We start from the raw sequence: 23,447 nt of genomic DNA on the forward strand, positions 1-23,447 counted from the left end.
TTTGCGCTCTCCAAAAGTTTTGTCTGTGCCAAGTGTCCTAATCGTGCGTCTTGTCAAATGCTTCTTGCTCAAAGCGGTTGTCGTAGTATGGATGTTTTGCACAGAGCCAAGCCACAAGCGATGATAATAAATAAGCCGGAATGAAAAATATCCCCCACGCTTCATACTGACGGATATGGACATGCTCATGTTGGCGAGAGGCTTGAAGTGCATCTTTGTTGCGACCTAAAATAACATGTCCAATTGTCATGGCGTTAGCACGGCATAGTTTTAGCCAAGCAGATACCAGACCGCCATGGACTTCGAGCGCGCCTTGCACCACTTGTGCGCCGCCACCTGAACAGTATGCAAGCGGCACAAACGTCAGCCCTAACAGCGTAGAAGGAAATGTCCATAGATACTTGAGAATAGCCATCATAACGCCGCCATCGCTTTGCGTTTCAAAGCAGACTTTACTTTTTCAACGATGCGTTCGGCTGTCAGACCGTATTTTTCCAGCAGTTGCAGATGTGTGCCCGACTCGCCAAAGCTATCCATCACGGCTACCATTTCGACGGGCGCCGGGAAATGACGCACCACCACGTTTGCCACAGCATCACCCAGTCCGCCATTGATTTGGTGTTCTTCGGCAGTTACAATTGCACCTGTCTCTCTTGCCGCTTTGAGAATTGCTGATTCATCGAGCGGTTTAATGGTGTGCATGTTGAGCACACGTGCCGAGATACCTTCTGCTTCAAGTTGTTCGGCTGCCTGCAGTGCGCGCCAGACCATGACGCCACAAGCAATAATCGTAACATCACTACCTTCGCAGAGCTCAATTGCCTTGCCCAGTTCAAATGGCTTGTCTTCAGTTGAAAAATCAGGTAAAGCCGGTCGGCTAAATCGCAGATATACGGGACCTTTGTACCGTGCAATGGCATGCACAGCGCGTTTCGTTTCGCTATAATCGCAGGGGACAACCACGGTCATATTTGGCAGTGAGCGCATCAGTGCAATATCTTCGAGAATTTGGTGTGTTGCACCATCTTCGCCGAGTGTCAGACCAGAGTGCGAAGCACAAATTTTGACATTCATTTCGGAGTAGCAGACCGACTGACGAATTTGGTCGAAACTGCGTCCTGCTGCAAAATTGGCAAAGGTGCCCACGAAGGGAATCTTGCCTGCAAGTGCAAGTCCTGCACCAATGGAAATCATGTTAGCTTCGGCAATACCTGTATTGAAGAAGCGATGTGGGAAGGCTTTTTCAAACTTTTTCATTTGCAATGATTCCGTAAGGTCGGCACATAGTGCCACGATACGGTCATCTTGGCTACCAATTTCTAGGAGTGCTTCGCCAAACCCCGCGCGCGTGGCTTTGTCGCCCCTTGATTCGTATCGCTTCATGTGTTGGGCTACTTGATTTTATTTTGTTGTCAGGGTTCATTCCGAATACTGTGCCTCGAGTATCTTTTTCAAAGAAGCAAGTTAGAAAGACAGGCATGAGAAAGCCACTTTTTAACCTTTGTACACAAGACGTTGATATCTTGCACCTTGTGCGACCATCATATCATCTTAACCTAACTACATTACTTTAGCTCAAACTTTACAGGCACAATCAGTGAGCTTGAGACAGGTTTGCCGTTCATTGTAGCCGGTTTGTAGGTTACTTCTTCGGTCAGTGTGCGGAAGACTTCTTCATTAAAGACCTCGTGAGCCGTTTTCAGCAATTGAATTTTTGCCACATTGCCTTCACTGTCGATATAGACTTTTGCAACTACCTGTCCTTGCAATTTTTGCCGACGTGCAAAATCTGGATACTTCAAGTTTTTTATAGACTGACGCAATTCCTCCCACGACCTCTGCAGGCGACATTGATTCTAATGCAGAAACATCTGCATCGGAGAGCAACTGAGATGCTGCTTGAACGGCTTGCTCTGCAGCTTTTTCATCTTCTGACTTTTCAGCTACAGCTGGCTGAGTCGGTTTAGATTCTTCAGGCTTTTCTGTGGGCTTTTGCTCAGAGCGCCTAGGTTCTGTGGGTTTCGTGTCAGCTAGTTTAGGTTCAGTTGGTTTTGATGTCTCTTTCTTTGGCTGCGCTGCAGCAACCTGTTTTTCATCACTGCCAATGCGAATATCGAGCCGATTGGTCGTACCAGCGCTCACATTTACTTGCCCTTTCCAATTTGCTAACCCTTTCTTGCTTGCTTTGATACTGTATTCTCCGGGCGGGATATTGAGAAAGACATAGTAGCCTTGTGCGTTAGAGAACGCCGCTTCAGTTGCCGATGCGCCTGAAACTGCTACTAAAACGGCTGGCAATGGATTGCCACCATCATCCGTTACACGACCAATCAACTTACCTTGCTGCGCGAACGTCGTCGCCGTTGTCAACAGCCAAAGGTAGAGCAGGCAAACAGATTTCTTGAGCATATGTTGAGTTGGGTTTCTGGGTATTTGCATGTTTTCGAAGTCTAAATTGACAAAAAAAGTTTTTCTTAAATCTCTTCTACGACGACCTGCGGTGCAATTTTGCTCTTGTCAATTAGCGCTGGGAAATAAGCAATCACCTCTGACGGCTTTGGACGACCGCCTGCAAAGCCTGTTACGCTTGGCGGACCTGTCAGAATCAATGGCGCAATTTCGTAGCCAAACCGTTCGACAGCTTTTTTATCGTGGCTACGCACCCCGACGCGCAATTGCACTTCATTGACATGCTCCAGCGACTCTAAATGTTGATGACAGGCATTTGCACCGACAAACTCCGTATGAATTTCATCAAACACTAACCCCAAATTTTTCAACCTCGCACGCAGAATCTCATCGGCACGTTTTGCTTTTTTGAGCGCATCCGGAAACGCGTAGGTCAAACTGCCAAAGGCTACCCAACCATCAGCATAAGATATTGAGACCTTGTAAAACGCTGTTGCAGGTTTGCCTTTCACACCAAAGACCTTGACACGATCTTTGCCGGCATCTTCCAAGTGAATCGTTGTGAAATCGGCAACACCATCGGGCGTGATGTATTCAGCAGGATTACCAATCTCATAGCATAGCTGTTCTTTAATTACGGCTTGATTGATTAGTCCACCTGTACCCTCATGCTTCATAATGAAACATGTGCCATCGGCATGCATTTCTGCAATAGGGAAACCAATGTTTTCAAGGTTTGGCACACTTTCCCAGTCGCCAAGAAAATTGCCGCCACTGGCTTGTGCACCACATTCCAAAATGTGTCCTGCTACGGTGCCTGCTGCCAGCAAATCCCAGTCGGTTTCTTTCCAACCAAACTCGTATATCATCGGTGCAAGTGTCAGTCCCGTGTCTGTGCAGCGACCTGTTATCACAATCTGCGCGTCTTGGCACAACGCCTGTGCAATCGGCTGCGCACCAAAATAGACATTTGCACTAAGCACTCGGTCTCGAATCGCAGAAAGTGGCTCGCCAGTTTCCATGTTGCGCAACTCCTCGCCCGAAGCTAGCAGTGCATCAAGCCTATCCATAATATCATCACCCATCACTACCCCAACTTTTAACCCCTTGATACCAAGCTTCTTTGCTACTTCAAAAACCTTATCACGGCATGCCAGCGGATTTACACCGCCTGCATTGGTGATCACTTTGATGTTTTTTTCCAAAAGCTCAGGCAAAATTTGTGCAAGTAAGTCAGGGAAATCGCGTGCATAGCCCAGCGTTGGGTCTTTCTGACGCTGCTTTTGCATGATGCTCATTGTTACTTCGGCAAGGTAGTCGAGCATCATGTAATCAATGGCGGTGTCGCCCTTGGAGAGCCGAACTTGATCGAGTGGTGCACGCTGCAAATCTCCCCAAAACCCCTGTCCAGACGCAATTCGAATGTATGGCTTCACAAGTGTGTGGTTTCAATTTCGAAGGTCGAATTTACAAAATTGAATGGACGACTTCACCATCCAAGATAGTTGCTAAAACTTGCGTTTGTGTCAGGCTTTGCGCAGGCATTTGAAAGATATTTTCAGAGAGCAGCACCAAGTCAGCCTCGCTGCCGACTTGAAGCACACCACGACACGCACCGATTATCTCTCGTGGCGTGCTCGTGTAGGCTTTAAGTGCATCTTGAAGTGCAAGCCGCTCTTGTGCATGCCACACTTGACCTTGTACATCACATCTTGCTACGGCATAGCGCAATCCCTCAAGTACATTTGGCGTCTCAACAGGCGCATCACTGCCGAAGATGAGTGTCGCACCACAGGCGCACAACGATTGAAATCGGTAGAGTCGATCGGTGCGTGTCCCCAATAGTCTTTGTGCTGGTGCAATATCGGCGCGAATATGAACCGGTTGCATGGATGCCACAACACCAAGCGCTGCAAAGCGCCCTACATCGCTATCGTGAATGGTTTGAGCATGCTCAATGCGATGTGCTAACCGTTTTGCTCTATGAGAATTCTGCAAAGCATGCAGCTCTTCAAACGCATTCAGAGCACGACGCACCGCTTTATCGCCAATAGCATGAACCGAAATTGAAAGCCCTTCACGCTCAATGAGCTTGAAGAGTTTAACCAGATCCGCATCAGCGTAAAAATCCATGCCCGACAAGTGCTGCCCTTCAAAAGGCTCAAGCATAGAGCATGTCTCAGAGCCCAGCGAGCCATCGAGAAAAAGTTTTGCTGCCTCGAGTGTTGTGCCGCTATCAGGATGTGCGGCATAAAATTTTTTGCAGCATCAAGTGATTCAAGATAGACCACAACACGCACGCGCAGTTTGAGCTTGCGCTCTAAAGCATGGTAGTCCGTCAGCGCACTTGCATCTTCCATCGTCACTGTTTCAGTGATGCCGAGTTTGAAGAATTCTTTTTGTGCTAGCTCAATTGCCGCTTGCCGCTCTTTGGCTGAAATTTGCACTAATGCCATAGCTTTTTTTGCAGCACGCTCAAACGCCACACTTTTGAATCGTCCGCACTCCTCTCTGGGCAATTCTTCTGCGGAAAATTCGTTCGGATGAAGTTTCTCCAAAACGGGTGAATTGCACCATGCTGCATGCCAATCCGCACTGCGCAGCGCAATGAAATGTTCAGTTGAAATTTCATCAAGCAGCTGGGCAGTTGGGAACGCGCCAAACGCATGGCGCGTCCAACCACTACCTGTAATCCATCTGCCTTTCGGAGTTTGTTCTGCCTTTTTGCGAATTTTCTCTAAGGCTTCGGGCAATGAAAGTCCAGACAAGTTCAGTTGCGTCAGTTGGAGTCCGTATTCTGAAAAATGCGTGTGGCTATCGCAGAACGAAGGCAGCAGCAAACTGCCTTTGGCATCAAGGCAATGTGCTGTTTTAACCTGCTTTGGTTCAGGCTCTACAAAGAAACGCACGATTTTTCCTGACTGAATTTCCAGCGCACGATATGCTGTTAGCGTACCACTCGGATGCACAATCTGCACATTGCACAGCAGCAGCGAAGCGCTTGACATGTCAGATCTCAAAGTTTCGTAAAGGCAAAGCGTCAGTTACTGATTGCGTAGAGTACGATGTTTGTACCGAATTTTAAGGCTTCTTCGCGTTTTTCAGGCGGATCGTTATGCACATCAGGATTTGCCCAGCCATCACTTGGATTGGATTCGTATGTGTAGAGCAGCACCAACCTGCCATTGTAGAAGAGTCCAAAGGCTTGCGGCGGCTTGTTGTCATGTTCATGCGTTTTGGGTAAGCCGTTTGGGAACTTGTAATAGATGTGATAAATCGGATGCGTGTATGGCAATTCTACGAGGTCTGTACCCGGAAAAATTCGCTTGACTTCACGTCGAAAACTTTTGTCCATTCCGTAATCATCATCAGCGTAAATGAATCCGCCTGATTTGAGATAGTTACGAATGTTTTCAAGCTCTGCTTCGGTAAAGCGCACGTTGCCGTGTCCAGTCATAAAGACGAAAGAGTATTGAAATATCGCTGGGCTTGAAGCCTCAACGATTTCTTCCTTGAGCGGCGCTAGCACACCTACTCTTTCGCGGATAAACTTCATAAGATTTGGCACAGCGGAAGGATCGTTATACCAATCGCCACCACCTGAGTATTTCAGGCGCGCACACTTGAAGGCATCAGGCAGTGCAGTTTGCGCCCACACTTCTTGCGATAGGCTTAAGTGAAGACAGATACTTATAGCGATTATAGCGAACAGCAACCTTGCGTGTTGAAGAGATTGTGATACGATTGCATCAAGCAAAGTCTGTCGTTGTATCATTTGTACAGAAAATGATTTCAAAAGTTTGTGTCAAAAAAGATATACGAATGAACGAATTTTATTCTCCTCCTGTTCTTAGAGCCGACTGACGGGTCGGTCGAAGTTCCTTACCGCACCTGTCATAGCTTAACTGCTTTTACTTCTAACGCTTTTTTTGGAGTCTACATGCCAAACAGTAACATCGCCTTAGAGCCATCGGCTACTTCACTTGCCGGTGCACAAACCAGCAGTGCAGCTGAGCCGCAATTTGCGCTTTCTCCTCAGAGAGAAAAAGCCATTCGCATCATCAAAGTCTTGCTTTTCAGCGCCTCCATAATTCCTGCTATTGTGACGGGCGCCATCGCTTATCATCAAGGGTATTTTGAGACATTTCACTTTCTGCTTCTTGCGCTGGGTCTCTTTATCGGACAAGCTGGCGGCGATTATCTCTACTACTACGGCACAAATTTCCACACCGACCAGCGCGATGCGCATACCAAAATTTTCGCTGGCTGGCGTCCTTTCTTTGCCGATAACCTTTTCAAAGATGAACAGACTCTCGTCGCCGGCATTTTGTGTCTGGTACTTGATGCTTTGATTGGAATATACTTCACATATAAAATTGGCTACGAAATTTTGCTCTTTGCACTCTTGGGCGGTTTGGTTGCGATTTTCTTTACACCGCTGATGCTTCGTGGCTACAAAGAGGTCGTCATTTTCATCACTTTTGGACCGCTTTCTATGATGGGAGTCTATTACGCTCTTCATCCGAGCTTCAATCTTGTACCTTTGGTGATGTCGTTGCCTGTCGCCTGCTTTGTTACGGTTGTTGCGTATCTCAAAGGTGCGCGCTATGAACTGCGTGAGGAAGCAGGTCGCTCTTTTGTTATTAAACTTAATAACAGCGTTATCAAATCGCTCCTCATGGCTGGCTACCTTGTCTTGATTGCAGGCGTAGCCATGCAAATTTTACCTATGCTGACACTCCTTGGTCTGCTCTCTATTCCGTTTGCGATTTCTGTTGTTCGCACGGTCGAAGGTCAGCGCAGCGAAGTGCATGAATACCTCTGGGCAACAGTGCGCTCAATTGCTGTGCTTATCACCTTCGGCGTGCTGGTTAGCATCGGCTTTATTATGACCTAACAACTTCTTTTTAGAAACTTCTTTCCTCAATTCAGAAGGTAAAGACTTATGAGTACCACGGTAAAACAATTTTCACTTGGTGAGTGGATTGGCATTTGGATTAAAGCCGCACGTGCGCCCTTTCTTGTGACCAGCGCGCTGCCTGCTATTCTCGGCGGTGTGATTGCCTACGCTCACGGCGCATTTGACTGGACAATTTTTCTGCTTGCCTTTCTTGGTATCATTTTCGCCCACACGGCAGCGGATTTCATTGACGATTACTTTGATTACAAGAATGGTAACTTCGCCAACAAAGACCAACAATTTCACGACAGCCCTCTCGTGCGCGGCATCATTAGCGCTAATCAAGTTCTGCTGGCGTTTTTACTCTGCCTTGCACTTGCACTGGCTGCTGGTCTTTACATTTTGCTGCACGTTGGCGCACCTGTCTTGATTCTCACAGCAGTTGGTGCGTTTATTGTGCTCTTTTATACCTCACCGCCTGTTCGCCTTAACTTTCGTGGCTTAGGTGAAACCTCGCTCTTTTTAGCGTTCGGACCTATGGTCGTCTTCGGCGTCTATTTTGTTCTGACGCAGTCGTTTAATTGGTCGCCGATTCTTGCAGCGGTGCCCATCGGCATTTTCGTGATGAATGTCGGTATCGTGAGCAACATCTTTGACCATGATGACGATGTCAAGAACAAAAAATTCACGATGCCTGTAAAGTTAGGACAAGCCACAGCTGTGAAAGTGCTCACTGTCGTTACAATCCTTGCTTATCTTTTCCCAATAGCTTGTGTTGTATTCGGCATGCTGCCTCTTTCTTGTCTGCTCATTTTGCTCACGCTGCCGATGTCGCTCAAAATGCTTAAACTTGCGCAGCATTACAGCGACCTTTCACAGTACCAGCCTGCCATGTCGCAAGCCATTGGTGTCGTGACGCTTGGCAGTTTAGCAATGATTATTGGTTACGCAATTGCCATCTTTATTCAATAACTCTATCTCTTTTCTCTATGAATACATCATCTGTTCAAGATGCAAAGCCGGTTGCAGCGCAAACTTGGTGGATAGCCTTGCGACCCTATTCTTTTAGCGCATCTGTTATCCCTGCAATTATGGGTGGTGTCATTGCGCTGTGGATGCGCTCGAGGGGACTTGTTGAGTTCGACTTTAGCATTGTCAATTTCATTTTGTGCATCATTGGCTGTGTCGCCATTCACAGCGTAACGAACTTGGTCAATGATTACTTTGACTATAAGACTGGGCTCGATAACAAGGATAACTTTGGGGCGATGAACATTCTCGTGCAAGGTGCCCTGACGCCTGAACAGGTTCGTAACGCCACGATTGTTGCCTTTGTGATCGCCGCAGCCATTGGTGCCTATTTCATCTTTGAAGCAGGTCCAAAAGCTGATGTGCTGATTTACTTGATTGTCTTCGGCGCACTCTCAGCGTACTTCTATACCGCACCACCGCTCTCGCTTAAATACCGTGGGCTTGGCGACTTGCAAGTTGTTCTTTCTTTTGCAATGCTCATGGTTTTCGGCGCATATTATGTGCAAACCAAGTCCTTTTCGTGGCTACCCATCATTTACTCGATTCCGATTGGCTTGCTTGTCGATGACATTTTGCACATCAACAACTTGCGCGATATTCCTGCTGATAAGAAAGCGCAGATTTCCACTTTGGCAATCTGGCTTGGGGAAAAGAGTGCAAAGAAGTTTCACTATGTCTTGTGCTTTGGGGCATTTCTTAGCGTTGGCGTGATGATTGCCTTTGCAAAGCTCACTTGGTTTTCGCTGCTGACGCTGTTGGCTCTACCTTCGGCAATCAAGCTCTCGCAGGAAGTTTCTGCCATGACACAGCCAAATGTTGACCCGATGATTGTAGCGCGTGCGGCGCAACTGCATGCTAAGTTTGGCGCTTTGATGATCTTAGGATTTATCATCGGAACGTTTTTGCCTTACTAAGTTGTTTTAGGTTTTACCCCATAGTAAGTAAAAACCTGTTCCTTGTAAGTAGGCTCGGGTGAGCCGCTCAATGGGTAGCGGCTCACCCATTCGTTTTCAGCTTTTCTCATCTTTATCTGTGTTACTTTTTTTATCACTTTTTGCGGCGCATATTTTCCTCATGTTTGCTACTTTTGCTCTTTATCGCTAATTACTTGCCAGATTCAACATAGGATTTGCGATGTTCTCTTCGCTCAAAACGACACTTGATGCTGCACTTCATCTTTTTTACCCACGTCTATGTTTAGTTTGCGAAAGTCGCTTGCTTGCTGCCGATGAAAAATTTGTTTGTGCTGACTGCGAACGTGATTTTGACATCTTCAGCCTTCCCAATGAATCCACTGATGAGATGTTGCGTCGCCTGCACAAGAATTTTCCCGCACAAACGGTGATTCAAGATGCCATTTCGCTCTATCGCTTCTACAAAGAGGGTAAGATTCAAGCTGTCATTCATGCGTTCAAATATGACAGCTTGCCGCAAGTTGCTGTGGAATATGGCAGAAAACTCGGTCATAAAATTTTGACAGAACGCCCTCATGTTCACTTTGATGCGGTAACTTTCATGCCACTGCATCGGCTCAAATACATTGAGCGAGGATATAATCAAGCCGAGCGGCTTGCGGCAGGGGTTGCTGATGTGATGCATTTGCCATTGCTTTCTTGTGTGGAGCGAACGCGATACACTAGCACGCAAACAGGCTTAGATCTTTCTGAGCGTGAAGCTAATATGAAGGGGGTTTTCCGCGCAACCATGGCTCTTACTCACAAGCGTCTTTTGCTCATTGATGATGTTTTTACAACTGGCGCTACCATGCTCTCGTGTGCCCGTGCGCTTGCTGACGCTGGTCTTGCACACCTCACGATTGCAACACTGGCTGTAACCGCTGGATAGTTTTTAGAAAAGTTTTGTAACATTTAGGCAAAACCTTGAGTTAATCTACTCACAGCGTCCATGGATTTATTTTATGCGCCGCCTGAGCAAATTTCATCTGATACGCTCACGCTTATTGGCGATGAGTTTCATCATGCAAGTCATGTGCTTCGTAAAAAAGTCGGAGATGTGCTCTACTGTATTGATGGCGAAGGTCAGCTTTACACGACGCGTATTACTGCCCTTACGAAATTTTCGCTAAGTGCCAAGATTGAACATGTTGAAGTTGAGCCGCCGCCTCTGTCGCATATTGCGGTTGCAATTTCGCTGACCAAAACAAATGATCGGTTTGAGAATTTTTTGGAGAAAGCCACTGAACTTGGCGTCAGCGAGATTATTCCGATGCTTACAGCGCGCACAGTTGCGCGTCCCAAACCGGAGCAGTACCCCAGCAAACTGAAGCGTTGGCGCAATATTTTGCTTGCAGCAACGAAGCAATCGCAGCGTTATCGGATTCCGAAGCTACACATGATTACGCCTTTTGAAGAAGTGTTGAAGCGCACAGATGAGTTGCGGGTGTTACCTTATGAATTTTCGCGTCAAAAAATTCAAATAGAGTTTGCAGGTAAAGGTGTGTTGTTTGTAATTGGTAGCGAAGGTGGCTTTACACCAGAAGAAGTTGAGGCAGCGCATCGTGCAGGCTTTATTGAGATTTCTCTTGGCAAAACGATTTTGCGTGTAGACACTGCGGGCATTTTTGTTGTGGCTATGGTGCGAGCTGAAGAACTGCGTCAACGCTCTGCTTGATAGCATGCTCGGCACTACTTCCGACAAGATTTAGTTAGCGCTTAGAAATCTGTATTTTCGCATGATTCTAAAGGCTTGAACGCAATGCAAAACACCTTGCCATCTTATGCTGAACGACTCAATGCTCGGCTCAAAGCGTTTTTCCTCACCATGCAGGAGTTCTTCGAGTTTTCTATGCGCACATTTGGTGCACTTGGGGCTACTCGACGCTATTGGAAAGATGTTACTTATCAAATGTATGTCAGTGGTACCGAGTCGCTGCTGATTGTATTGGTTAGCGCCGTCTCGATTGGTGGATTACTGACCTTTGAGATTGGCAATATTCTCACAGAATTTGGCGCAAAAGGTTTGATTGGGCGCACAACAGCTTTCTCAATTATTCGCGAGTTAGGACCATTGCTGACAGGCATTATGCTCTCAGCGCGTGTTGGGGCACGCAATGGCTCAGAACTTGGCGCTATGAAAATTTCTGAACAGATCGATGCACTGCGTGCGTTTGGCACAGACCCGATTGCTAAACTTGTGGTGCCGCGCCTTGTTGCAGCGCTGATTATGTTTCCGCCGCTTACTGCGCTCTGCGATGCGGCAGGATTGCTTGCTGGCGCATTTATGGCAATTGGCTATCACAGTTTAGACCCCGCATTTTACTGGAATCCTGTGATGAGCTATCTCGTGCCAAAAGATTTTTATGTCGGCTTTCTTAAGCCACCTGTCTTTGCAATTTTGATGACGCTGGTTACCTGCTTCAACGGGTTTTCAGCTACAGGCGGCACCGTTGGTGTTGGCAATTCAACGATTAAAGGGATTGTGGTCTCTTGTGGTCTGGTGATGGTATTTAATTTCTACATCTCAAAACTTGTCTTTGAAATTCTATGATTGAATTTCGCAATGTCTCTCTCCGATACGGCTCACGGGAAATTCTCAAGAACATTTCTCTTACTTTTGAAGACCGCGTGATTCATATGATTCTCGGTCCTTCGGGTGTCGGCAAAAGCACGATTATCAAATTGATGTTAGGCTTAATCAAACCCACATCAGGCGAGATTTATGTCGATGGTGTGGAAATTAGTCGCTTTACGGAAAAGCAGCTTTTTCCAATTCGTCAAAAAATGGGGATTGTCTTTCAGGGCAATGCGCTTTTTGACTCTATGACCGTCAGTGAAAACTTAGGTTTTTTTCTGCGCGAGAATTTAAAATTGCCGGAAGAGGAAGTACAACGCCGCATCAAAGAGCAAATCAAATTTGCTGGATTGGAAGCTACGAGCACGCTTTGCCTGAACATTTATCGGGCGGAATGAAGAAGCGTGTGGCGATTGGTCGTGCACTTATCTTTCATCCCGAATTTATCTTGCTTGATGAGCCAACCGCTGGTCTGGATCCTATCAGTTCAAAAAAGATTCTCGATTTCATTAAACGCTTGAAAGAAGAAATTGGACTTGGCGCTGTGATGGTTACACACATCATTAGCGATGTCTTTGGTGTCGCCGATAAAGTTGCCGTGCTTTACGGCGGCGAAATCATCTATTGCGGTACTCCTGAAAAGATGCAAGACGTTTCGCATCCGTTTATTATGTCGTTTCTTGCAAATGCCGAAGTGTAGGCACATGCACTCAATCATTATCATCTTTCCATGGCAGAAACAGTAGCTAACACTTTCACTTCAGACAGAGTCCAGTGGCGCAACCTGCGCACGGGCATTTTGTTCACGCTTGGTGTTGCCGTTATGGCTGTGCTGGCACTTGTAATTGGTAAAAATACCAGTGCACTCTCGAAGAAAGTTACTTACAAACTTTTCGTGCCAGATATTGGTGGACTGGCTGAAAACAACCTTGTCTCGGTTGCAGGCAAAAAAGTTGGCACAGTCTTGGCGCTCGACTTTGCCTCGCCTAACGATACAACTATCGGCGTCGAGGTTACTTTGCTCATCAACCAAGAATACGCCTATCTCTTTCGTGAAGGCTCGCGGGCAACGATTACAGGACGCGGTGTTTTAGGCGATAAACTTGTTGCTGTTGTACCCGGGCATGGCAAACCGCTTCCTGCAGGGAGTTATTTGGAATATGAAGCCTCAATGGGGTTGGAAACTGTGCTGGGCTCTGTCTCACACACGATTGATAGCGTCAGCGTACTGCTCTCCAAAATCAACCGTGGAGAAGGCACACTGGGTCAGCTGCTCACGTCTGATGAGCTCTTGCAGCGACTAAATCACACAGTGTCGAATCTGGAGCGTGCTACAGCATCACTTACACAAGGCAATGGTCTGGTGCCGCGCTTGCTCAACGACCGTGCTCTTGCAGGCAATGTAGAGAATATCACACGCAACCTCAATGACATTTCACTTTCACTTAAAAAAGGTGATGGCACATTAGGCAAATTTCTTGTCGATGATTCGTTTTATCACAATCTCAATGCTGTTACGCAGCGCTTAGACACCTTAATTTCTCGGCTGGACAATCCCAATAGCACACTCGGCAAACTCACTGGCGATGCAGCACTTTACAAAAATCTCAACAGCACAGCTGCAGCACTGGATTCACTGCTCAATGACCTACGCAGAAATCCTAGCCGATATGTGACTATTCGGGTCTTTTGAGATGAGAGAAAGTATGGATGAGCATTGCGCAATTACTTTTTTACTTTTTCGTATTCGCGTTCTCTTTCTTTTTCGCGTTCGCGCCGCTGCACCAAGAGTTCTTCGTAGATGTTGATGAGCTCGTTGTAGATACCGATCCCAATGATGGTCGGTGCCCATAATCCAATGAATACACCAACCGCTTCATGATTTGGACTCGTACCGAAGACAAACATGTAAATTGAGAGCACAATAGAAAGTCCAGCAGCAGCAAAGTAGTAAATCGGCTTCATAGTTTTTCGTCATAGAAACCCACAGCAGGGTCTTTTGATGCAGAGCTGTTTAGACCTTGTAGATTGAAGACCTTTCAGATTCTATACACAGCAGGTAATTTACAATGCAAAAAGCTATCTTGAAACGATGTAACTGGCTTTTATGACATGATTCAGGGCAAGAAAATTGTCGTGGTTCTGCCAGCATATAATGCCGCGCGTACCTTAGAGCAAACCTACCGTGAAATCCCAACCGATATTGTCGATGATGTGATTTTGGTTGATGATGCCAGCAAAGATGAAACGCTTGAAGTTGCTCGTCGTTTGGGGATTCGTCATATCATTCGCCATGAACGCAATCGTGGATACGGTGGCAATCAGAAAACGTGCTACGACAAAGCGCTTTCGCTCGGTGCAGATGTGGTGATTATGCTTCATCCTGATTACCAGTACACGCCGAAACTTATTGCGCCCATGGCACATATCATTGCCAGCGGGCTTTATCCTGTGGTCTTCGGTTCTCGCATTTTAGGCAAAGGCGCACTTACGGGCGGTATGCCACTCTACAAGTATGTTGCCAATCGCTTTTTGACACTGGTTCAAAATCTGCTTATGAATCAAAAGCTATCGGAGTACCACACTGGCTACCGTGCTTTTTCTCGTGAAGTGCTGCTCAAAGTCAACTATCACGCCAATTCAGACGATTTTATTTTTGACAATCAAATGGTAGCCCAAATTTTCTGGGCAGGCTTTCAAATTGCAGAAGTCACATGCCCAACCAAGTATTTTGCTGAGGCGTCTTCAATTAATTTTCGACGCAGTGTCACCTACGGCTTTGGTGTGCTGGGCGTTTCTATGCAATATGCATTGCAAAAATTAGGCATCTGGCGCTTCAAGATTTTTGAGCCAACCCCATGCGATTGAGCCTGTGTGATTCAACCAGCTTGTCCTGCAGATTATGAGCCACTTGCCGATGTTGTATGCTCTTTGCTGAAGTTGTAATGTGGATTGAGGTCTCGTACCATCAAGCGTTCGACTGGTTTGCCGCCCAGAATGTGCTGACGCAAAATTTCTTCGGCTTCTTCGACGGTGGTAATTCGATACCAAATGCCTTCAGGATAGATGACGGTTACTGGACTGAACCCGCAGGCATCAAGGCAACCAGATTTGTTAGCGCGAATCTCGCGGTGCAGCTTAAGTTCTTTCAATCGCGCTTTGAGATATTGCTGAATCTCTTCACTGCCATACTGAGCACAGGTTGCGGTATTTGTGCAGGTAAAAAGGTGGTGGCTAAATCGCATCAAATCCTCCGATACTGCTTTGAGGTTAAAAAATGGATCGTAGCAAACTTACATTTTTTTTCTTTTTGCAAGAAGCAACTGTTTTTAACACATCATTTACACCAAAAAGATGTCAGCCGCTGTAGAATTGAAGCACATTTCGAAGAAGTTCGGTGAGTTTTATGCCAATAAGCATGTTTCGCTCACGGTTGAGCATGGCTCGATTCATGCTATTGTTGGCGAGAATGGTGCGGGCAAATCTACCTTGATGAAAATTCTTTACGGAATGTATCTGCCTGATGAAGGTGAGATTTTCATTGATGGGCAGCGCGCCATTTTACGCTCACCTGCCGATGCCATTCGATTGGGCGTGGGTATGGTGCATCAACATTTTATGCTGGTGCCCACGCTGAGCGTCCTCGAAAATGTCATTCTTGGCAGTGAGCCTGTGCATAAGCTTCGACTCGATGTTGCAACAGCACGCCAGACGCTGCGCTCCCTCTCAAGCCAGTTTGGTCTCTTCGTCGAGCCCGATGCACTGGTCAGTTCTCTCTCTGTCGGTGAAGAACAGCGCGTTGAAATTTTGAAGTTGCTCTACCGCAATGCCCGCATTCTGATTCTCGATGAACCTACTGCCGTGCTCACGCCACTCGAAGTGCAGCAACTTTTCTCTACACTCAAAGCGCTGGCTGCAAAAGGGAACACTATACTCGTCATTACACATAAACTCGATGAAGTTCTCAGTTTCTCTGACTATGTAAGCGTGATGCGACAAGGTGAGCTTGTTAAGACACTTCCGACCAAAGAGACTGACAAACACGCACTTGCACGCTTGATGGTTGGCAAAGATGTGCTGTTTAGTCTCTCCAAGTCCGCCACTGCGACCAACGATACAGTCTTGAATGTGCATGCTCTTACCTACATTGATGCAAAGGGCGTTCGGCGTTTGGATCAGTTATCGTTTTCTATTGCGGCTGGTGAAATCTATGGCATTGCTGGTGTTGAAGGCAATGGACAATCCGAATTGCTCAAAACTCTCTGGGGCATGATTGATGAGGGCGCGCGTGTCTCTGGTGAGATTTTGCTCTCGGGCATCTCACTCTTAGACAAAACGCCACGAGAAATTGCGCAACTTGGAGTCTCACATGTACCAGAAGATCGGCTACGCTATGCGGTTGTACCCTCTTACACGATTGCAGAGAATCTTGTGTTTGGACGGCACCATGAGCCGAGTTTCTCAGCACGCTTCGGGTTTAGGCTCGATGCCCTTCACGCCTTCTGCCATGAGATGATTCAAAAGTTTGATGTGCGTTCTGCTAGAGGAATTTCGCCCAGTGAGCGCATTGAGAATCTCTCAGGCGGCAATCAGCAAAAAGTGGTATCGGCACGTGAACTTTCGCGTCCAAATCTCAAACTGCTCATTTTGGCGCAGCCCACGCGCGGCGTCGACATCGGCGCCATTGAGTTTATTCATCAACGGATTTTGGACGTGCGTTCGCAAGGCGTTGCCATTTTGCTCATTTCTGCGGAACTCGAAGAAATCATCATGCTCTCGGATAGAATTGGCTGCCTTTACAAAGGCAACATTCGATACGAATTTTCTTATGAAGAAACTTTACGCCTACGCGAGAGCGTGATGGAGTTCGAAAGAAAAATCGGTGAATACATCACTTAATCCTGCGAACGGCTCTCGACCACAAAGCCTGTACGCGTGCGCTGTGGCTTACCTTTGTATTCCGCTGTTACTTTTTCTGTGATACCGCCACGGGCTTTCCATTCGGTGATCACCGTAATCTCTCGTGGTTTTAACACCGCCTGCAAGTGATCCAAAATCGTGTTGGTTACATTCTCATAGAAAATCCCAGCATTACGGTATTCGAGAAAGTAGTATTTGAGCGACTTCAACTCCACACAGACTTTATCGGGCACATAGCGAATGGTAACTGTGCCAAAGTCTGGCAAGCCAGTCTTGGGACAGACGGATGTAAACTCAGGATTGACAATTTCAATCGTGTAATCACGGTCAGGGAATTTATTCTCAAACGTTTCGAGCAGTTCTGGCTTCATAAGAGTTACAAGTTAGATTGACCGATGCAAAAATACACTTTGCAAGCGCATCTTCATTGTAGGCTTGCGCTATAGGCATGAATACGACCACATTAGGGTGAAAAGAAGATGTTCTGCGGCGTGTCACGCCGTTCAATGCGAATGTCGCGCAGCTGTGGTGCCTTGATATTGATTTGCAAAAAGATGCTTGAAAACTGTCCAATCGGTATCCAGTTTGCACTAAGTTCCCAGCAATGAAAATCACGATTGATTTGGATTTGTGGGGCAAGGAAGCGGCGTTCGCGCACTGAATAGGATGCTGTGGCACTGACTTTCCAATTTGGTGTTGGCGTAATGGCAAGTTGTCCGCTCAGTGTTGCATCCAGTTCAAGTGGTTGAATTGCATTAAACTGCGAGGCGGTCAGATTCACATTCAGCGACAAGTTCCAAGGAATATCGTAGTCGACATTGCGTCCGAGTGCTAGCCCGCCTAAATCGTTTGGCAAGATGGTTGCACTGGCGTTTTGCAGTTGCGGCTGCGTGGTATCTGCAAAGGTTTGCCGTTCAGGATTTTGCTGACGCTGCCCTGCTAAGCTCGTTGAGAATTGTAACGAAGCCTGCGTTAGGCGAAGAAAGCCCTTGCCATCGTTCCACAAGAATCGATTGACACGCTGCCCCGTCTGCTCATCATAACTATAAAAATCAAATGCTGCTGTGGCGTTTAGTGAGAGTAAGGGTGCCAGTGTATTACTCTGTGCGTTAAGTGAAAGTGGTGCAAGATTAAATTCAGGTGCTGCAAAGTTGTAACCAGTGCTTAAGCCTAAGTTTAGGGCTTGCACCACCATTTCATTGCGTGCTGGGTCATCAATGGCTTTCGTGGTGTCCAGCACTGCAACCTTGATTTCAAAAATGTTTTGCAAGCTAATGTTGATGGATTGACTGATGCCCGGCACGCTGCTAAAGAGTGAGCGTTCATATCGATTAAACCGCTGCTCTTGTCCTTGCGCATTGATAAATGTGCCAAAGTTACCGAATTCTGGGCGCTGAAAATCGGGGCTAAAGACAAATGAGATATTCGGCTGCACGGTGTGCCGAATCGCCTTTAAGCCAATGAAGTCTTCAAGAAACGGCGTAAAGAGTATACCGAAGAGCCGTGAACTGACACCGGCAGACAATGAGTAGGTCGTAAAGCCTGTAAAGCCGCGTATCTCCACGGTGGTATCACGCTGTGTTGCAGGATTGACAAACTTTGTAATGGTGCGATCGACCAAGTTTGTATTGAGTGCCAAGCCGAAGTTGAAACTTGTAGTGTAGCGCGGTAAGACCAGCGAAAAGTTAATCGGATATTGAATCTGCACCCCCGACTTTTCACGGTCAGGATTAAACTGCCTGATACTTTGTGCATTTTGATATTGTCCTGAGACAGACACATTCGTCGAGAGCGTATATTGCAATCCCCGGCGCGATCTCTTGCTGCACATTAAAGCCAAACTGGGTACTTGCATTAGCGGTCGCTGAAAATGTCGTATCCGTGTTGTTGTAGCTACCGCTCACTGTCAGGTTTGGTGCAAGACCGATTTGTTCCAAGAATCCTCTGCCTGTGCTTTTTCTTGGACGAAATGGGAAAAATTGGATTTGATTGAAACTGAGTGTTACGCTATTGGTGAGATTTGTTTCTCTGAGGTTCTGTGTGCGTTGGTAGCCGATGTTTATTGTGCGTTCGTTTTCGCCGAAGGTCTTTTGGAATGTAGCATTCGATGTAGCTTGCTGGCTCAAGATATTCTGAGGGTTAAAGGTTTGCAAACTAAATTGGTTACCGTTTACAAAATTCAGGTTTGCCGAAAGCGACATCGTGGGGTCAAAGTTTTGTGTATGCTGAATGCCAAGGTTCCACACGTCGTTTTGCCTAAAATCTGGGTCAATAGCTTCGTTGAAGAGTTGGCGCTCGAATTCTGCTGTAATTGTACCTTGGAAGTCATAGCGTTTGACATAGCGCAATGCACCGCCCAGACGCCAACTGCCACGAAAACCGATATCGCCTACAATGCGCGCATCAAGGTAATCGCTAATTGCAAAGTAGTAACCGCCCTGCGCCAGATTCCACCCCTTGAAATTGTCTCGTCCATAGCGCGGTACAATGATGCCTGACGAACGCCCTGCACGTGTTGGGAAAAATGCAAACGGCAATGCAAACACAGGCACATCTTCCACATAGAGCACCACAGGACGCGCAATGACTTTATCGCCCGGAATGATTTTCATTTCCCTGCAATAGAAAAAGAAGTGTGGAATAGGATGATTGCATGTGGTGTAAAATGCATCTTGCACATTGAGCTCGCCAGTTGCTTGACGCTTGATTGTTGCCCCACGGTAAATTCCGTTGTCAATGACCGTCTCAACATACTTGACTTTACCGCGCTTTGTCTTGAAGTTGTAGGACATGGTCTCTGCGTCGTATTCACCTGTGGGATCACGGAACTTTGGACTGATAATCGGCTCTCCCTTTTGATCATACACACTCTTTGCAGTGATCGTGTAGGTTTCAGGCTGCATCACCACTTCGGGGGCTAACAGTTTAAAGTCTTGATAGTCAATTTTAGTGTCGCCATAGAGTTTGATTTCTTTTGTCTCCAAATCAAATACGACGGAATCTTTTGCACTGTAAAAGACAATTGTATCCAACTCCCCTTCACGCATCTTGGCGAGCTCAATGAACTCAAGCGAATCGATGATTTCGAGTGTGGCTTTACCGAAGATGCTTCGTCCAATTGGTTGGATGCCGAGGCGAATGCTATCGGCAACGAAGCTCACTTGTGGTGCAGGCAGCGGCAGAATTACCGCACGCTTGGTGCGATCGACTTGGCGTTGTTCTCGCAGCGGTAAAGGTTTTTCGCGCAGTATTTCCGTCGGCTTTTGAATCACCAGTCGACGTGCCGTATCGCTGTCTTTCGATAAAGTTTGCGCTCGAATTTTTTCCTGTTTCCCGCTTGGCTTAGTAGGCGCCGATGCTTGAAGTGTGTCTAATTGCTTTTTATCAGCTTGCTGCGTTTTTTTCTTGCGGTTGGCTAGTGTCGGGTTGTGCGGTCTTTTCTTTCTGCCGCTCTAAGGAAGTGCGTGCCTCTTGCAGCGTATCCTGCACTTTGCCTGGCGTATCTGCTTTGATGGCTACAGTATCTTTGTTGTCAAGCGCATCAGTTGGGCGTGCAAGGCTAAGCGAGTCAGACAGCGGTGCATCACCTTTGCCTATTTGCACCTGAGATGTGCGACAGGCAGCAAGCCAAAGACTAAGCAGTAAGCAGAAGAAACGGATACAACGAGATGCTAAAGCGCACGTAGGAACAGTCATTGGTTTTACAGAGACTTTCTCTCAAGCTCGGTTGAAATGGTCAGTTGAATTTGCGCCTCGTTCGAGAAAATTTTTTCGGCTCTCAGTCGCTTACTCTGTTGTAAAACTCCATAGCGCGGGGCAATTTCGCTGTCTTCAAGATATACATGCTCTACATTGTCTATGCGCAACACGAGTTGAGTGCCGCTTTCCAGATGTTGCAGCATAAATTGTTCTCTGTTTTGCTTGCTGACCTGAATGTCTGGTGCAAAGTGTAGATAAAGCTCGGCTCGGTGCTGCCCCTTTCCCAGAAGCATGTCGCTTATTTGAAATGTCTCTTTCGTTTTATTTAGCGTGTAGTTTCGCCGATGCGTTATGGGGTTGGCAAGGAAGGTATATGCGCTATGTTCAACGAGCAGGTCATCGCATTCGTGTGAAGACAGCCATTTCAAAATTTTGGATTGGTACGGTCGCGCCTCACTTTGAAGGGGCTGACAAATTCAGCTAGTTCTATGCCGTCAATCATAATTGTATTGTGTGCGCGCGTGGAGCGAAATTGATTGCGCCGTGCTTTGTCAGATGTGTAGCAGTAGGTACCTGAATCGGTAATGAAGGTTACGCCATTACAGCAAAGTTCAAAGGAGAACGTGTCGTTGTGTCCATGCCCACCCCAGCCATGTTTGCCAAGTTCGCCTGCATCGATAACGATATGCATGTTTTTGGAGCGCAGCACTGCAAATTGACTTTTTGGCAATAGTTTTGATGTCAGCGGCGCTGTATCTGACGCCATGCGCTGAAAGTTTTCCCATCCTTCAATGCCCAAATGCCACAGCGCATGTTCAGAAAAGTCTGTTGCGGCGGCTTTGAAATCGCTACGTTGAAACACGATGCTGGCTGTTACCAGTCGGTCGCGCTGTGCGTTGTAATCACTTTCTGCATTGAACCAAAACAGTTTGCCATCATCACTATCGCCAATAAGCGGCAGTGTTCCATCAGGTTTTAAGCAGTAGAGCATTACTTCGAACATTTTCTCAAGCCGCGCTTTGAAGGCTTCCGAGAAAGGCGCTTTGTTCAGGCGCGCTAAAATGAACGCTGCAAGCAACATCTCACTTACAAAAGCGTGATAGGGCAGACTCATTTCGTAATCCATGCCGTCGTCGTAGGTTTGTGCCAGAATTTCTTCCTCTAAAATTTTTTTAGCGCTCGTAATCCATGTTTGAGCGCGCGCGCTTTGCTTGAAGAAAAATCCGAGCATGAGCAATCCTACTGCATCGGCAATGAGATGATTGCCACTGCGGCGTGTGTATTCCAGATTATGCTCAATATAGATGCCATGCTGAAACAGCGCTTTGAGGTAGTCAATCCAGAAGCGCGTATGATTTTTGTCATCACAGAAAAAGTAAAACCCAGCAATCCAGTTTGCAGCACGCAGTGCCACTTCCATCGCATTAAGCCAATTGATACCGTAGCAAAAGGGATTTTTCTTTTGCCAGTCTTCAATCAGCTCCATGAATTTGTCTTTGTAGCTTGTGCGATTTGTTGTCCAATAGGCTTTGCCCAGTGTCCAGATGAAACTTGCACGCGACAATTCCCAAGGCAGTTTGATGTCTGCACCATCGGTTTTGAGCAAGATGTTTGCATAGAATGATGCGGCATCAAATGTGTAACCTGATTTCCAATCCAAATGCCAGTTCCACTCCTGCTCAAATTGATGTTCTGTGCCCAGCAGTGCAATTTTGCCGCGCATAATTTTTTCGGCTTGCATCACAAGTTCCTGTTGTGGATGCAGGCGCATGAGCAATTGCAAAAAAAAATCTTTGCGGTTTGCAGCGCTAAAGAAGAAGTTGTATTGCGTGCGGCGCACAAAGGAGTCCAAAAATGCTTCGGGCTCGGCTGGTGCACCAGAGAAGAGCAAAAAAAACGCAGTGTCTGAGTACCGCTCTGGGGCAAGACGTTCTTTGAGCAGAAACCACGTTCGGCGGATAAAGTAGTGTTTGAAAATGTTGCGATAGACGCTCAGCATGCTTGTTTTCGGTGATGCTAAAACAGCGCGCAAATAACGCAAAATGCACGGTAAAGAAAAATGCTTTTTTGCGATGCGTTAGTTTGCCATCTTTTAATCGCAAAGGGCTTGGCGCATTTTCTGCACATGCTCTTCTGCTCTTTTGGCTATAGCCTGCTCGAAGGCAGATACAGTCTTGTATTCTCCCTCAGGATAAATCAGTGCACGACCGATATTGATGACAGCTGACGCCTTTTCTTTGTCGACACCATAGCGTATGGCTTCTGTCAGTGAGCCACCTTGTGCACCGACCCCCGGTATCAAGAGACATAACTCTGGCGCGGCTTGTCGGATTTCGTGCAGGGCTTCGGTGCGTGTCGCCCCAGCTACAAGCCCCACATTCCCAAATTGATTCCACTCGTTTGCTTTATGCAGCACAGCTTCATAGAGCCGCTTTCCACTTTGTAACCTGCGCTCTTCAAAATCTTCTGCGCCACGATTGGATGTCAAACACAGCACAAAACTCAGTTTCTCTTTATAGGCAAGAAATGGCTCAATCGAGTCATAGCCCATGTACGGCGGCACTGTTACGGCATCAAAACCCCATGTCTCAAAAAACGCTTTTGCATATAGGCGCGAAGTATTGCCAATATCTGCACGCTTTGCATCAGCAATCGAGATTGCTTGCTTGGGTAATTCCATCATTATTGCCTCGAGCGCACGCAATCCTTTAAGTCCGAGTGCTTCGTAGAAGGCAAAATTAGGTTTGTAAGCCACTGCCCATTCTGCTGTTGCTCTGACAACTGCGCGCATAAATTCCAGTACAGGGTCTGCACGGTTCAAAAACAGCGATGGGATTTTTTCCATATCGGGGTCTAAACCTACACAGAGCCATGAGTGCTTTTCTGCGATGTATTGATTGAGCCGTGTTTTAATCATGCTATTGAAGATGTTAAGACTGCGCTGTATCGCTGCAAA

26 protein-coding genes and 1 pseudogene are annotated in these 23,447 nt (G+C 46.8%); 10 read left to right on the forward strand and 17 right to left on the reverse strand.

Going from position 1 to position 23,447, the window contains the following annotated elements; translation table 11 throughout:
• Positions 1 to 37 precede the first annotated feature (37 nt).
• From CMR00_04625 to CMR00_04660, 8 genes are all read right to left on the reverse strand, one after another.
• Positions 38 to 418, reverse strand: coding sequence for a hypothetical protein (locus CMR00_04625; protein PIO48407.1), 381 nt, complete (start codon positions 416 to 418; stop codon positions 38 to 40).
• Positions 415 to 1,383 carry a transketolase gene (locus tag CMR00_04630; protein PIO48408.1) on the reverse strand — a complete coding sequence of 323 codons (969 nt, stop codon included), beginning with the start codon at positions 1,381 to 1,383 and terminating at the stop codon, positions 415 to 417. The genes CMR00_04625 and CMR00_04630 overlap by 4 nt, the downstream gene beginning before the upstream one ends.
• A 182-nt stretch (positions 1,384 to 1,565) precedes the next feature.
• A complete protein-coding gene (locus CMR00_04635) occupies positions 1,566 to 1,844 on the reverse strand; it encodes a hypothetical protein (protein PIO48409.1) in 279 nt (92 codons plus the stop codon).
• Entirely contained in the window at positions 1,729 to 2,439 is a 711-nt protein-coding gene (locus tag CMR00_04640; protein ID PIO48410.1) for a hypothetical protein, read from the reverse strand. The genes CMR00_04635 and CMR00_04640 overlap by 116 nt, the downstream gene beginning before the upstream one ends.
• A gap of 35 nt (positions 2,440 to 2,474) precedes the next feature.
• Positions 2,475 to 3,845 (reverse strand): ATPase, encoded by a 1,371-nt coding sequence (locus CMR00_04645; GenBank protein PIO48411.1) that lies wholly within the window; start codon positions 3,843 to 3,845, stop codon positions 2,475 to 2,477.
• 31 nt (positions 3,846 to 3,876) lie between these two features.
• Positions 3,877 to 4,578: a hypothetical protein gene (locus CMR00_04650; protein PIO48412.1), complete on the reverse strand. Its 702-nt coding sequence runs from the start codon at positions 4,576 to 4,578 to the stop codon at positions 3,877 to 3,879.
• Complete coding sequence (locus tag CMR00_04655) at positions 4,431 to 5,417, reverse strand: hypothetical protein (GenBank protein ID PIO48413.1); 987 nt, start codon at positions 5,415 to 5,417, stop codon at positions 4,431 to 4,433. The genes CMR00_04650 and CMR00_04655 overlap by 148 nt, the downstream gene beginning before the upstream one ends.
• A gap of 32 nt (positions 5,418 to 5,449) precedes the next feature.
• The gene (locus CMR00_04660; protein ID PIO48414.1) at positions 5,450 to 6,184 is read right to left on the reverse strand and encodes a hypothetical protein; all 735 of its coding nucleotides are present in this window, start codon (positions 6,182 to 6,184) and stop codon (positions 5,450 to 5,452) included.
• A 165-nt stretch (positions 6,185 to 6,349) separates the two neighbouring features.
• On the opposite strand from CMR00_04660, the gene CMR00_04665 reads away from it, so the two are divergent.
• The 8 genes and pseudogenes from CMR00_04665 to CMR00_04700 all read left to right on the forward strand — a co-directional run bounded on the left by CMR00_04665 (position 6,350) and on the right by CMR00_04700 (position 13,565).
• Positions 6,350 to 7,306 (forward strand): hypothetical protein, encoded by a 957-nt coding sequence (locus CMR00_04665; protein ID PIO48415.1) that lies wholly within the window; start codon positions 6,350 to 6,352, stop codon positions 7,304 to 7,306.
• 48 nt (positions 7,307 to 7,354) lie between these two features.
• Positions 7,355 to 8,281, forward strand: a complete 927-nt coding sequence (locus tag CMR00_04670) for a hypothetical protein (GenBank protein ID PIO48416.1) — start codon at positions 7,355 to 7,357, stop codon at positions 8,279 to 8,281.
• A gap of 17 nt (positions 8,282 to 8,298) precedes the next feature.
• Positions 8,299 to 9,255 (forward strand): 1,4-dihydroxy-2-naphthoate octaprenyltransferase, encoded by a 957-nt coding sequence (gene menA / locus CMR00_04675; GenBank protein ID PIO48417.1) that lies wholly within the window; start codon positions 8,299 to 8,301, stop codon positions 9,253 to 9,255.
• 220 nt (positions 9,256 to 9,475) lie between these two features.
• Entirely contained in the window at positions 9,476 to 10,186 is a 711-nt protein-coding gene (locus CMR00_04680; GenBank protein ID PIO48418.1) for a phosphoribosyltransferase, read from the forward strand.
• Positions 10,187 to 10,246: 60 nt separating this feature from the next.
• Positions 10,247 to 10,972 carry a 16S rRNA (uracil(1498)-N(3))-methyltransferase gene (locus tag CMR00_04685; GenBank protein PIO48419.1) on the forward strand — a complete coding sequence of 242 codons (726 nt, stop codon included), beginning with the start codon at positions 10,247 to 10,249 and terminating at the stop codon, positions 10,970 to 10,972.
• 84 nt (positions 10,973 to 11,056) lie between these two features.
• Positions 11,057 to 11,848, forward strand: a complete 792-nt coding sequence (locus CMR00_04690) for an ABC transporter permease (protein ID PIO48420.1) — start codon at positions 11,057 to 11,059, stop codon at positions 11,846 to 11,848.
• A pseudogene (locus CMR00_04695) lies at positions 11,845 to 12,572 on the forward strand (ABC transporter ATP-binding protein). The gene CMR00_04690 and the pseudogene CMR00_04695 overlap by 4 nt, the downstream one beginning before the upstream one ends.
• A 30-nt stretch (positions 12,573 to 12,602) precedes the next feature.
• Entirely contained in the window at positions 12,603 to 13,565 is a 963-nt protein-coding gene (locus CMR00_04700) for a hypothetical protein (protein ID PIO48421.1), read from the forward strand.
• Between the two features lie 32 nt (positions 13,566 to 13,597).
• On the opposite strand, the gene CMR00_04705 is transcribed toward CMR00_04700, so the two are convergent.
• Positions 13,598 to 13,837, reverse strand: coding sequence for a hypothetical protein (locus tag CMR00_04705; GenBank protein PIO48422.1), 240 nt, complete (start codon positions 13,835 to 13,837; stop codon positions 13,598 to 13,600).
• A 147-nt stretch (positions 13,838 to 13,984) separates the two neighbouring features.
• Between CMR00_04705 and CMR00_04710 the strand changes: the two genes are divergently transcribed.
• The gene (locus tag CMR00_04710) at positions 13,985 to 14,740 is read left to right on the forward strand and encodes a glycosyl transferase family 2 (protein ID PIO48423.1); all 756 of its coding nucleotides are present in this window, start codon (positions 13,985 to 13,987) and stop codon (positions 14,738 to 14,740) included.
• A gap of 32 nt (positions 14,741 to 14,772) precedes the next feature.
• Here CMR00_04710 and CMR00_04715 read toward each other — a convergent pair whose 3' ends face one another.
• A complete protein-coding gene (locus tag CMR00_04715; GenBank protein PIO48424.1) occupies positions 14,773 to 15,117 on the reverse strand; it encodes a ferredoxin in 345 nt (114 codons plus the stop codon).
• Between the two features lie 109 nt (positions 15,118 to 15,226).
• On the opposite strand from CMR00_04715, the gene CMR00_04720 reads away from it, so the two are divergent.
• Entirely contained in the window at positions 15,227 to 16,771 is a 1,545-nt protein-coding gene (locus tag CMR00_04720) for an ABC transporter (protein ID PIO48425.1), read from the forward strand.
• Here CMR00_04720 and CMR00_04725 read toward each other — a convergent pair.
• The 7 genes from CMR00_04725 to pyrF all read right to left on the reverse strand — a co-directional run bounded on the left by CMR00_04725 (position 16,768) and on the right by pyrF (position 23,408).
• Positions 16,768 to 17,163: an NADPH-dependent 7-cyano-7-deazaguanine reductase QueF gene (locus CMR00_04725; GenBank protein PIO48426.1), complete on the reverse strand. Its 396-nt coding sequence runs from the start codon at positions 17,161 to 17,163 to the stop codon at positions 16,768 to 16,770. The genes CMR00_04720 and CMR00_04725 overlap by 4 nt on opposite strands.
• Positions 17,164 to 17,255: 92 nt before the next feature.
• Positions 17,256 to 18,572, reverse strand: coding sequence for a hypothetical protein (locus tag CMR00_04730; GenBank protein ID PIO48427.1), 1,317 nt, complete (start codon positions 18,570 to 18,572; stop codon positions 17,256 to 17,258).
• Entirely contained in the window at positions 18,523 to 20,064 is a 1,542-nt protein-coding gene (locus CMR00_04735) for a hypothetical protein (protein PIO48428.1), read from the reverse strand. The genes CMR00_04730 and CMR00_04735 overlap by 50 nt, the downstream gene beginning before the upstream one ends.
• A gap of 112 nt (positions 20,065 to 20,176) precedes the next feature.
• Entirely contained in the window at positions 20,177 to 20,488 is a 312-nt protein-coding gene (locus CMR00_04740; GenBank protein PIO48429.1) for a hypothetical protein, read from the reverse strand.
• A 5-nt stretch (positions 20,489 to 20,493) separates the two neighbouring features.
• Positions 20,494 to 20,967, reverse strand: coding sequence for a hypothetical protein (locus tag CMR00_04745; GenBank protein PIO48430.1), 474 nt, complete (start codon positions 20,965 to 20,967; stop codon positions 20,494 to 20,496).
• Entirely contained in the window at positions 20,916 to 22,532 is a 1,617-nt protein-coding gene (locus CMR00_04750; GenBank protein ID PIO48431.1) for a hypothetical protein, read from the reverse strand. The genes CMR00_04745 and CMR00_04750 overlap by 52 nt, the downstream gene beginning before the upstream one ends.
• 51 nt (positions 22,533 to 22,583) lie before the next feature.
• On the reverse strand, positions 22,584 to 23,408 hold the full coding sequence (gene pyrF / locus CMR00_04755) for an orotidine-5'-phosphate decarboxylase (protein ID PIO48432.1): 825 nt from the start codon (positions 23,406 to 23,408) through the stop codon (positions 22,584 to 22,586).
• Positions 23,409 to 23,447: the final 39 nt, after the last annotated feature.

It is taken from the genome of [Chlorobium] sp. 445 (genome assembly GCA_002763895.1).
GTDB lineage: Bacteria > Bacteroidota > Chlorobiia > Chlorobiales > Thermochlorobacteraceae > Thermochlorobacter.